Below are 11,883 nucleotides of genomic sequence, written 5' to 3'. Positions count from 1 at the left end.
GATAATATTAGTTTTACAGCCCGTTTTCAATCCCCTGTGCCAGGGCTTTTGCCAGTTTGCCCTGATACCAGTTGTTGTTGAGCCTGCCCGCATCGGTTTTATTGGTAAGGTATCCGCTTTCAATCAGTACCGATGGTTTTGAGTGTTTTACCAACACCCTGAAATCCGCATTGCGTACGCCGCGGGTATAAATGCCGCTGCTTTCAAGCGATTTTCGTATTGATTCGGCAACCTGACGGCTCTTTGTTCTGGGGTTGCGGGCTATATATACGGTAGCCCCGTCCACGTCAGAGCGGTTGTGGGCATCGCAGTGGATGGATACAAGCAAATCAGCTCCGTATCTGTCGGCAAAACTTGCCCTGTCATCAAGTTCTAAAAACACGTCATTATTGCGCGTCATGATAACTCTGGCACCTTTGGATTTGAGCTCTGAAGCGAGTTTTTGGGCGATTGCTATATTCAGCTCTTTTTCGCATTTTGGCGAAAAGCCCACACTGCCGGCGCCGGGATCTTTGCCGCCGTGTCCGGGATCAATGACAATGGTCTTGCCCTGGAGCCCTCTTGAGGCCGGAGGTGTATAGGTCTTAGGCGACTGGTACGGCTTATAGGCGGGTTTTTCTTTCAGAATAGGGTCTTTGCCCTGTACCTGTGGCGTGCCCGGGGCGTTACAGCCGGAAAATACGATGGCTGCAACCAGTGCCGCAGTGATTATGAGCGTTTTTTTGAGTTCCAATTTGGTCTCCTATGATCAGGTTCATTACTTCAGCCGGAATATGCCGATTATCGAAGCGGAGCTGCTAATCTATGTTGCTCTAAGGCTGCTTAAACTGTTTATATCATATTAAATCAGCCCTGCCGGTCAAGTAAGATATTGATTAAGGTCAATCCATGTAGAAAATTTTGGAAAATTATATTTGTTGTCTGTATTCGCGCCGGATATTTACACATTTTGGTTTGCTCTTTACAGTTGGAATTTACAGGTTAAAATATATCCACGTAATTGTAACACTTAAATATGTTTCTGTATTAGTTTGAATTATACCTGGAAATAAAATGGCTAAAGAGTTATCCAAAACCTATAATCCGGCCGAGATTGAAAAACAGGCCAACTGCGTCTGGACAGAGAATGACAGTTTTCATGCCGAACCGCCTGCCAAAGGCGGGCCGGACACGCCGCCATATACCATTGTGATACCGCCGCCCAACGTTACCGGTATGCTGCACATGGGACACGCCCTGAACAACACGCTCCAGGACGTACAGGTACGGTTCAAGCGTATGCAGGGCTGCAACACACTCTGGATGCCGGGCACCGACCATGCCGGTATAGCCACCCAGTCAGTGGTAGAGAAAAAGCTCAAACAGGAGAAAAAACTCAACCGCCATGATGTCGGCAGAGAAAAACTCGTCGAGATGATCTGGGACTGGAAAAATCAGTACGGAAACACGATACTTGAGCAGCTCAAGGGCATAGGCGCCAGCTGCGACTGGCAGAGGACACGTTTCACGCTTGATGATGTTTGTGCCAAGGCCGTCCGCCGGACTTTTTTCAGGCTCTTTGGCGATGAGCTGATCTATAAAGGCAAGCGGCTTGTAAACTGGGACACGGAACTCCAGACCGCCGTTGCCGATGATGAAGTATTCCATAAGACCGTTCAGGGCAAATTTTATTATATAAATTACCCGCTCATTGACGGCAGCGGGCATATTACCGTCGCGACAACCCGTCCCGAGACAATGCTCGGAGATACCGCCGTCGCGGTAAACCCCAAAGACGAAAGGGCGGCGGGCCTTATCGGCAGACGGGTCAAACTGCCTCTGACAGACCGTGATATTCCGATCATTGCCGACGATTATGTAAAACGCGGCGAGGGCACGGGCTTTTTGAAGGTGACCCCCGCACATGACCCTAATGACTACGAGATCGGCCTGCGCCACGGGCTTGAACAGATAAATATTCTCACACCGGAGGGCTGCATAAACTCTAACGGCGGCCGTTTCGAGGGTATGGACAGAATGGCGGCCCGGAAGGCCGTTATTGGAGCACTCGAAGAAGAAGGATTGCTGGAAAGAATCGAGCCCAAAGAACAGGAGATCGGACACAGCGACCGCAGCGGCACAATGATTGAGCCGTATCTCTCTGATCAGTGGTTTGTTAAGGTTGAGCCGCTGGCAAAACCGGCAATGAAGGCGGTAGAAGAAAAAGCCGTTAAGATTCACCCGCAGCGCTACGAAAAGAGCTATCTGGACTGGCTCTCGGGAATACGTGACTGGTGCATAAGCCGCCAGCTTTGGTGGGGGCACCGTATTCCGATATGGTCTCGCGATATTCAGCTGCCGGCGGATGTCGAGCCGGATCCGGTAATGGCGTCTGAGATAGATCCCAAACTCGAGGCGGCCATAAACGCCATGAGTGTCCCGATTTTTTCTTTTGGTATAGACGATATGCCCATCGCAGAGGCCGCGGTTGCCTCTATTGCCGAAGAAGCCAGAAAGCACCGGTTTAACAAGGTCAACAAACAGATACTCGCCGGACTCAACGGCGCAGTCGGCTGCTGCTGGGGCGAGTTCATGAAAGACGCGGGCGAATATTTCGTCCAGGTAACAGAATATGAAGACAAGCCCGGCACGGTTCGGGTGGATATATGCCCGGCGGATGAATCGGCCGAGTTTGAAGAAAAACTCGAAAAACGCGGCTGGGTTCAGGACCCCGACGTGCTTGATACCTGGTTCAGTTCTGCCCTTTGGCCGTTCAGCACAATGGGCTGGCCCGAAGAGACCGAGGAGCTCAAGTTCTATTACCCTACCAGCCTGCTGGTTACCTCACGTGATATCATCACTTTATGGGTTTCGCGTATGGTTATGATGGGGCTTTACAACCTCGGCGAAGTTCCTTTCAGCGATGTGTTTATACACGGCAAGATACTCGACGGCAACGGCGAGACAATGAGCAAAAGCAAGGGCAACGGCATAGACCCGTTAGCCATCATTGAGACCTACGGGGCAGATGCGATGCGGTTCAGTCTGGCGCAGATGACCACGGATAACCAGGATATGCGTATGCCCGTCAAGCAGGACGAGCAGGGCCGCAACGTCAGCGAAAAATTTGATATTGGGCGAAACTTCTGCAACAAGCTCTGGAACGCGACCCGTTTCGCGATGATGAATCTTGACGGGATCGATACCGAGGCGTTCGATATGGAAAAACTCGATATCACAGACAAATGGCTGCTTTCGCGGCTTCTGGATACTGCCAAAGATGTTACCGATATGCTCGGCGAGTTCAAATACAGCGAACCGGCAACCTGTCTTTATCGGTTTTTCTGGAACGATCTGTGCGACTGGTATCTGGAGTGGGCAAAGCCGCGATTCCGCGATGAGCAGCAGCGGCCGATAGCACAGAACGTGCTGGCGTTTGCCCTTGATCAGACCTTGCGTCTTATGCATCCGTTCATGCCGTTTATAACAGAGGGCATATTCCAGGTGCTCAACGAAAATATACCCCACAGATATCTTAAGGATCTCGCAGATGCGCCGGAGTCAGAGACGCTGATTAAGGCGGCCTGGCCCGAGTTGGCCGAGATTCTCGAGAATCCCGAAATTGAGCAGCGGATATCACTGCTTCAGGATATCATACGTTCCGTACGCGAGATACGCAGTCAGTACAACGTCGCTCCATCGGCGAAACTTTCAGCATCGCTGACAGCTCCTGAAGATCTGGTGGAGATGCTCACCGAGCACCGCAGCCTTATAAAGACGCTTGCCGGCCTGGAAGCTCTCGAGGTAGCTCTTACTGCTGAAAAGACCGAAACTTCAGCCTCCGCTATTACAGGGGAGTTCGAGGTGTTCGTGCATGGAGTGATTGACCCCGAGGAAGAGCGAAAACGTCTCCACAAACAGCGAAAGCAGATACTCGAGGCGATAAAACCCGTCGAGGCCAAGCTGGCTAACGAAAATTTTGTTACCCGTGCCAAGCCCGAGGTTGTAATGCAGGCCCGCCAGAAACTCGCCGACCTTCAGGAGCAGCTTGCAGTAGTCGATAAGCATCTTTCCTGAAAAAAAATCAGCGGCTGAGCAGCACCTTAAATCCGTCATAATCATTACGGCGGCATGATAGCTGTGCAGGTTTCTCTAATGAGTAAAAAAGCGAAAGAAAAAAACAGCAAGACATCACGCCGCGGCACTCCTGGCGAGAGTCTGCGTTTGTTTGCGGCGTTCTTCAAGATCGGCCTTTTCACAATCGGCGGCGGGTATGTAATGCTGCCGATGCTTCGCCGCGAGCTGGTTGAAAACCGCGGCTGGCTCACAGATGAGGATGTGCTGAATTATTTCGCTATCGGGCAGTCCACGCCGGGGGTTATCGCGGTAAACACCGCCACATTTGTCGGTTATAGAAGGGCAGGCGTTGCGGGGGCTCTCTTCGCCTCTGCCGGTATGCTCGCGCCTTCGCTTATAATTATCGTTACAATCGCGGCGTTTTTTTCGCATTTCCAGGATATCCCGATAGTTCAGAAAGCGTTTGCCGGCATGAGGATAGGCGTGTCAATGCTGCTGGTCTATATTGTCATAACCCTCTGGCGAAAAGCGGTCAAAGACATCTTTGGCGCAGTACTTGGCATTGGGGCGTTTGTCTCTGTTCTGGTGTTTGGCATCTCGCCAATCCCCGTTGTCATCACCGCGGCGGTTGCGGGGCTGTTGTACGGCCGGTTGCAGGAGGCAAAGCCCAGGTGATTTATATTAAGCTGTTTATGATATTTTTCAAGGTAGGCCTCTTTGCCGTCGGCGGCGGAGTGGCGGCGATACCTCTTATGCAGGAATCAGTTGTTGAAACCGGAATGATACGTCAGCAGGATTTCATCGACATGATCGCCGTCTCGCAGTCCACACCCGGGCCGATAGGGATCAATATCGCTACATATGTAGGTTACAGGGCCGGCGGCGTTGGCGGCTCACTCGCCGCTACGGTCGGGATGGCGGCACCGTCAGTTATAATAATTCTGCTCATCGCAGGCTTCGTCAAGGATTTCAACAGCCACACGAGTATCCGCCGCGTTATGTATGCACTGCGGCCGACGGCTCTGGGGCTGATAGCTACCGCGGCATGGTTCATTTTCAACGTGTCAGTGGTAAGTTTCAACAGTATGGATTCGCCCGGCTGGTTTGACTGGCGACGGCTTCTTATATTCGCCGTTCTGGCAGTGTGGTATTATTTTAAGAAAACCCACCCGATTATTTTTATTGGTGCAGGGGCTGTTTTAGGAGTTATTTTATTATGAGCAAAAAATTTATAAAAGCGTTTATTGTTTCAGCGGTTATTGCGTCGTTATTTTGCACCGGCGGCTGCCGGGACGGTGTTTCGCCGGCGGGAGATTCCAAAACAGAAAAAGCAGAATCCCCGGCTCAGATAACAACCAAAGAGCTTGTCTATAAACGGCTTGAGGGCAAGGAGCTGGCTTGCGAGGTAGATATGCCTGCCGGAGTTGGGCCGTTTCCTGTGGTTCTTTACGTCCACAGCTGGGGCGGCAGTCTCAACCAGCTTAAGGGATATTCGCAGCGTATGGCGCGGCGGGGAATCGCCGGCGTAAGGATCAACTACCGCAGGCTCTCCGAGGGCACGGAATTTGCCGACGCTAAAAGTGATGTGGAAGCGGCGATAGATTTTATTCGCGGCAGCTCGGACGAGATGAATTTCGATATGTCACGCTTCGGGATGGCCGGAGCCTCAGCGGGAGCGGTTCTCTCCTCGCTTATATGTCAATATACGCCGGAGTGCAAAGTCTTTGTCGCGTTTAACGGCGGCTTTGATCTGCTTAATAAGTGCGAGAGCAAATTTCCCGGCGAACAAGCCGCGGAGAGCATGTTTCCCGGAGTGACTGAGGAAAAACTTCGTGCAGCGTCTTCGATATATAATCTTAGGAATAACCCGCCAGCATCGCTGCTGTTTCACGGCAGCGCAGATGAGACTATAAGCTCTGAGCAGGCCCGCCGTTTCGCAGAGGCGGTCAAAAATAAGGGCGGCAGCGCACGGCTTGAGCTTTATGAGGGAAGAAAGCACGGTTTTTTCAATTCTAACATGCCGGACTTTGAGAACATTGCCGGCAAATTGGAAAGTTTTCTTGTTGAAGAATTTGATTTGTAATATCGGAGCAGCTGTTTTTGGTTCTGCTGAAAGCATACAATCCGCCGAGCCTCCCATTCGCCGTAGTAGAGACGCAATGCTTGCGTCTCTTAGGCCTGCACTCCTCAATAATATGAAGATAGAAACAAATATATGTCTCTTGAGCTTTGGCCGTATGATCCGCAAAACTGCCAGATGTCCGTTGCAGAGAGACGCATGCAATGCGTCTCTACGGAATTTTGTCAGAATTCTTCTTCGAAGAGAATTTTACACACGCTAAGCATTGCAATCTTTTTGTTCGTGCTTGATAAACTGCATTTTATGTGTATAATAGATATTTCTTAATGAAACATCAAGTTGTTGTTTATCCCCAAAGTAATAATTATGGATTATCTACGTTTTTTTCTCAGCAATAAAAAATTAATAAGTTTCGGGTTTTTCCTGACGTTCTTTTCGAGCTTCGGACAGACGTTTCTGGTCTCGCTTTATGTGCCTTCAATAATGAGCGAGTTCGGATTGACCAACGGCGAGTTCGGCATTCTCTATGGAGCGGCCACAGTCTTTAGCGGGTTTTGTCTTGTTTACGGCGGAAGGTTCATCGACAGCTGCAATCTTCGCACTTATACGCTTTCAGCGGTGATCCTGCTCATGGCTTCGTGTTTTGTTGTCTCTGCCTCCTCTCATCTGGTTTGGGTGTTTTTGGGTTTCTGGGGTCTTCGTTTTGGCGGCCAGGGACTGCTTTCACACATTTCAAACACATCAATATCAAAATTTTTCAGCAAACGACGCGGCACAGCTTTGAGCTTGAGCGTTATGGGCTATTCAGTAGGGGAAGCATGTCTGCCTTTTGTCATCGGCTGTACAATCGCTCTGATCGGCTGGCGGTATTCAATGTTTCTAAACGGCATACTTATGGGGCTGACGCTGGTTCCGTTTGTTTTTGTTGCCCTCAGCGATAAACGTCATAGAATTCCCGATCAGCAGCAGAGCCGGCCGGGCAGCAAGGTAGATTCTGTAATCAGTTTATGGAAGGATAAACGGTTTATTATAATTGTTGCATCTATGTTTATACTGCCGTTTATGACTACGGGGTTTCTTTTTCACCAGCTTAGACTGGCAGATGAAAAAGGCTGGGCGGTAGAATTGCTTACGGCCTCTTTTTTAGGATTTGCCCTTGGCAGGAGTCTTTTTTCGCTGGTCAGCGGAAAGCTGATAGACAAGTATTCCGCTCTGAGAGTATTTCCTTATTACTTGAGCCCGTTTCTTGCCGGCCTTCTGATTCTGGCATTGTTTGACAGCCCGTTGGCCGCACCGGTGTACCTTGCTCTTACAGGTATTACTATGGGAATGAGCAGCACTACCACAACGGCACTCCTTGCCGAGGTTTACGGCACGCAGAGCCTGGGCAGGATCAGGGCGATGTCTGTGACGGTTATAGTCTTCGGGACAGCTTTGAGCCCGGCGATATTCGGTGTACTTTTAGATGCGGGGATAAGTTTTCGGCTTATTACCGCCGGATCGGCGTGCTTAATTGCCTGTTCAATGCTCGCCAATTCGCGGTTGAAATATTATTTTGAGAGTGCCGCTCACAAATCATCAGCCAAAAAAATATGCTGCGAAGTTTAATCTCCGCAGCATAACTTGTTTTTTATGCGGTTTTGCAATATACATTCTTTAGTTTTGTTTGCGTCTGTTGACAGCAAACAAGCCGCCAAGCCCTAATACTATTAGTGTTGCCGGTTCCGGTACAAAGGTGAGGTTGCGTATGTCGTGCTCGGCGTAATCAGTGCCTGTGCCCGCCGCGATACCGAAATAAGCCTCGCTGAAGGTCTCGTATGCCCCGGAGGGGTCGCCTTCGCCGCTGAAGTCCAGCGAATCAATGGTGAATGTCACTATTTCGGTTTTAATGCCGTTGGGATCGCCGTTATCATCTAAATCTTCAAGGTAGTAAGAGAAAGTCTCTGTATCGCCGTCAAAGCTGAAATATGCCCTCTGCCATCCGTTGTTTTCGTAAAAGTCATCATTATTGCTTTTGAGGTCCAACTGGGTATTTGTGGCTAAGTGGCTCCAGTCGGTTATACGTATGAAGTGTGTATATTCGAGCTGTTCATCTTTGCTGTCCTTCTCATGGTCTAATTCAAAGCTGTAGCCGCGGATACCGTCATAATAACCGATATCACCGGAAGTTGCTCCATGAGGTGCGCCCTGCCATTTGCCGTAGCCGCCTTCCAGGTTTGCAGGGTCAATGCTGTTACTGTCAAGATAGCTTTTGTCAACCCAAAAGAATGATAGCCCGTCAGCGCCGCGTCTGCCCGATTGAGTCTGGACACGGTAGTCAGCCTGAAAACTAAAACTCTCGGAAGTGCTGAATGTGTCGGCTGTGTAAAGAGCTGTTGTACGTTCCCAGCCTACGCTACTTTCAGTAAGCTGAAAATAGCCGTTGCTTAGATAATTTGTGCGGGCTGTGCCGGTTGTTGTGAAGCCGGTTCCCTGGTAAGAATGTATGCTCCAGCCTGTTGGGTCTGCGGGGCCTGACCATGTTTCGTTGATTGATAGTCCTAAGGATAACTGGCTGAAAGTACAGATTACAGTTAATACGAACAAAATCCGAAGTGCAGTTTTCATTTGACATCTCCCTGAGCTTGTTCAGAAGCCCAAAATTTCCCTGTTTTAATATAATTTCCCATTGGCCAAACTTATGACCTATGTAGTGTATTAAATGTTTCCCGCATTCAATACACGGTAACTTCTACAAAGAAAACACGTTTCTGTCAATAGAAAAATAAAAAACGTGTAATTTTTTTACTTTATAGCATTGCATACCTCTCTTGAGCTTTGACCATGTGACTCGTAAAACTTCCAGATGTTCGTTGCAGAGAGACGCATGCAATGCGTCTCTACGAGGGGTAAGGCGTTTTGTTGTAATGACTTGAGTGGTGCTGATAATCGTCTTCTGCTGAAATCTGCGGACGAGGTAAAATTTAATGCAGCGTTAAAATTTGCCAAGGCGCATAATGAAGGCCCGGCTTTGGGGAACCGGGCCTAACATTATTTGGAGGTGTTACGATTATGAAAAAGATGAGTTATTGTTTTTAAGGTTTAGCAATCATTTATGGTTTCAGTATTTTTTGATAATGACTTTACGTTTTCCGTCTTTATTTCTGACAGTGAGCATTATACCTTCGTTCAGGTCGGCGTCTTCTACAAGCTCATCGAACTGTTCGCTGCCCTTAATATTTGTATCGCCGAATTCCATTATAATATCACCGGTTACTATTGCGAATTCATCTGCCAGAGACCCGGGTTTTACATATACCACGCGAACTCCGGAGGTTGCTCTTCGTCTGAGAATACCCTTGATACCGCCGGCCATGTCTTCAACCGCGATTCCAAGCTCCTGGTAAGCCGCTGATTCGCGCTGCTCATCTGTAACGTCTGCAACGCCTTCATTTCCGGTGCCCGGACGCAGACCAAGAGTAACTTCGCGTTTGATTTCCTTGCCGTCTCTGATGATTGTGCATTCGACTTTAGTGTCGGGCTTCATTGAGCTGATCAAATCTATCACTTCAGAGCTGCTTGTTATTTCCCGGCCGTCTATTGCAATGATGATGTCTTTGTTCTTCATTCCGCCTTTATCTGCGGGGCCGTCTTCGAGAACCTCGGGTATATAGGCGGCGCCTCTTTTGAGTATGTCCTCTGGTATATCGCCCGGAAGCTCATCGGCAGGAACATCAGAGAGCGATGCCACAGTAACACCGAGCCAGCCGCGGATGACCTCGCCGTATTCCTGGAGGTCTGAGATTACCTTCTTAGCCACGTTACTCGGAACGGCGAAACCAATGCCGGCACTCATACCGGTGCTGGAGATAATATTGGAGTTAATGCCTATCACCTCACCGTTTACGTTGACCAGCGGGCCGCCGCTGTTGCCGCGGTTGATAACTGCGTCTGTCTGGATAAAATCTTCGATGCCCAGGCTGCCGAGGATACCGGTTTTACGGCTTTTGCCGCTGACGATACCTACAGAAACCGAGTTCTCCAGCGACTTGCCCAGAGGTGAGCCCATTGCCAGCACCCAGTCGCCGATTTCCATCGCGTCGGAATCTCCCAGAGGCACCTGCGGCAGGTTGTCTGCATCGATTGACACAAGCGCGATATCTGTCTGCTCATCGGTCATAATGTCGATGATTTCAAATTCGCGGCCGTCGGGCAAATGCACAACGGCTTCTTCGGCGTTTGCTACAACGTGTGCTGCTGTAAGAATATATCCGTTTTCAGCGTCTATAATAACGCCCGAGCCGCTGCCCTTTTGTATCTGGCTCTCGGGAGCCTGGTCAGGGCTGGGGCGCAGCCAGGGGATGTTTATCTGAGGAGCTTCTACCTCCACAGCAACCTCTATATAAACTACCGCGGGGTTGCATTTTTTTACAACATCGCGGAATGATTCAATCTGCGCAGATGAAAAAGCGGTTAACGATAAAAAGAGTGACAATACAACTGTTATTAGTAAATTAGTTTTTTTCTTACTCATTTATACCTCTAAAATAAACTTATCCTTTTTTCCTGTAAATTTTTATGTTTACACAAATACCTAACATGTACTCTAATTACGCAACTAAGTCCCTGTTTGTTCGGAACATTGCGGAGATTTCATGTATTTTCAGGCAACGGCAGGCGTGTTTTACCGGCTGCGGAGGATTTTGTCTTGAGCGATATTTCATGTGTTGTATATACGTCTTAAATATGGTATCATAACCCGATAGACGCAGTGCGGGTTTTTAAGCCCGCCAAAGAATATAACCAAAAATCACCGGTACAGGGCTTATGAAAGTATTGACACACGGCAAGGTAAAGATAGCGGCGTGCCAGTTCGCCGTCTCCGGCGATATCCGGCAGAACTCACAGAAAATGCAGGAATACATCCGGCAGGCAGCGGAGGGCGGAGCGGATATTGTTCATTTCTCCGAGTGCTGCCTCAGCGGCTACGCCGGCACGGATTTTCGCGGCTGGTATGAGTTTGACTGGAAGAGCCTGGAAATGGAGACCCGCTCTATCAGCAAAGCCGCCCGCAAAAACCGGATATATACAGTTTTCGGCACTGCCACGCGGGCGGAGGGCTTTGAAAACCCCTTCAACAGTCTCGTAATGTTCGACAGAGACGGTAATGCCGCCGGCGTTTACCACAAACGGTTTTGCACGCCCACAGATATCAGGTATTATACACCCGGCGATGAATTCTTTACCTTTGAGCTCAACGGGGTGAAATTCGCGCTGCTGATATGCTATGACCTGCGTTTTCCCGAGCTCTACCGGCGGCTGTGCCGGATGGGAGTAGAGGCGGTGATACAGTCATTCTACAACGCCCGCCAGCTCAAACCCAGCGTTCATACTGATATTATGCGTCAGACAATGCAGTGCCGCGCAGCGACAAACTATATGTGGGTGAGTATGACCAATTCGTCCGCCCCGATAAGCCCGTATCCAAGCTGTTTTATCCGGCCCGACGGCGTGATTGCCGCTCAGCTGGAGTTTAATAAACCCGGCATGATGATAAATACCATCGACACCTCGCAGAAATTCTATGATGCCTCGGGCCCGTATCGTGACCTGGCAATCGACGGAATCCTGACAAACCGCAGCATGATGCCAAGAAATCACATTTAAAATCCTGCCTCAGAGCCGCGACAGTAATGGAGCGGTTACGAGATAATGCTGTAAAACGCTGAAACACCTGAAAACATGCCGGCGGCTGTGAACGACAAAAC

9 protein-coding genes are annotated in these 11,883 nt (G+C 49.5%); 6 read left to right on the top strand and 3 right to left on the bottom strand.

The genetic code is table 11. The annotated features are described in order from the left end of the window. Positions 1–13: 13 nt before the first annotated feature. A complete protein-coding gene (locus tag SMSP2_RS11290) occupies positions 14–733 on the bottom strand; it encodes an N-acetylmuramoyl-L-alanine amidase family protein (RefSeq protein WP_146684126.1) in 720 nt (239 codons plus the stop codon). A 320-nt stretch (positions 734–1,053) separates the two neighbouring features. Here SMSP2_RS11290 and SMSP2_RS11285 point away from each other — a divergent pair, with 320 nt between their 5' ends. From SMSP2_RS11285 to SMSP2_RS11265, 5 genes are all read left to right on the top strand, one after another. Next, positions 1,054–4,056, top strand: a complete 3,003-nt coding sequence (locus SMSP2_RS11285; protein WP_146684124.1) for a valine--tRNA ligase — start codon at positions 1,054–1,056, stop codon at positions 4,054–4,056. A gap of 78 nt (positions 4,057–4,134) precedes the next feature. Continuing rightward, positions 4,135–4,731, top strand: a complete 597-nt coding sequence (locus SMSP2_RS11280; RefSeq protein ID WP_146684122.1) for a chromate transporter — start codon at positions 4,135–4,137, stop codon at positions 4,729–4,731. A 17-nt stretch (positions 4,732–4,748) separates the two neighbouring features. Further along, entirely contained in the window at positions 4,749–5,276 is a 528-nt protein-coding gene (locus SMSP2_RS11275) for a chromate transporter (protein WP_146684120.1), read from the top strand. Beyond that, entirely contained in the window at positions 5,273–6,139 is an 867-nt protein-coding gene (locus tag SMSP2_RS11270; protein WP_146684118.1) for an alpha/beta hydrolase family protein, read from the top strand. The genes SMSP2_RS11275 and SMSP2_RS11270 overlap by 4 nt, the downstream gene beginning before the upstream one ends. A gap of 363 nt (positions 6,140–6,502) precedes the next feature. Then, positions 6,503–7,744: an MFS transporter gene (locus SMSP2_RS11265; protein WP_146684116.1), complete on the top strand. Its 1,242-nt coding sequence runs from the start codon at positions 6,503–6,505 to the stop codon at positions 7,742–7,744. 48 nt (positions 7,745–7,792) lie between these two features. Here the strand turns inward: SMSP2_RS11265 and SMSP2_RS11260 are convergent, their stop codons facing one another. Beyond that, complete coding sequence (locus SMSP2_RS11260) at positions 7,793–8,743, bottom strand: PEP-CTERM sorting domain-containing protein (RefSeq protein WP_146684115.1); 951 nt, start codon at positions 8,741–8,743, stop codon at positions 7,793–7,795. A gap of 493 nt (positions 8,744–9,236) precedes the next feature. Further along, on the bottom strand, positions 9,237–10,649 hold the full coding sequence (locus tag SMSP2_RS11255) for a trypsin-like peptidase domain-containing protein (protein WP_146684114.1): 1,413 nt from the start codon (positions 10,647–10,649) through the stop codon (positions 9,237–9,239). Positions 10,650–10,942: 293 nt separating this feature from the next. Here SMSP2_RS11255 and SMSP2_RS11250 point away from each other — a divergent pair, with 293 nt between their 5' ends. Further along, positions 10,943–11,782, top strand: a complete 840-nt coding sequence (locus tag SMSP2_RS11250; protein ID WP_146684113.1) for a carbon-nitrogen hydrolase family protein — start codon at positions 10,943–10,945, stop codon at positions 11,780–11,782. Positions 11,783–11,883 lie beyond the last annotated feature (101 nt).

This window comes from Limihaloglobus sulfuriphilus, from assembly GCF_001999965.1.
GTDB lineage: Bacteria > Planctomycetota > Phycisphaerae > Sedimentisphaerales > Sedimentisphaeraceae > Limihaloglobus > Limihaloglobus sulfuriphilus.
The sequence above is the reverse complement of the archived record's forward strand: the minus strand, read 5'-3'. Positions and strand labels throughout refer to the sequence as shown.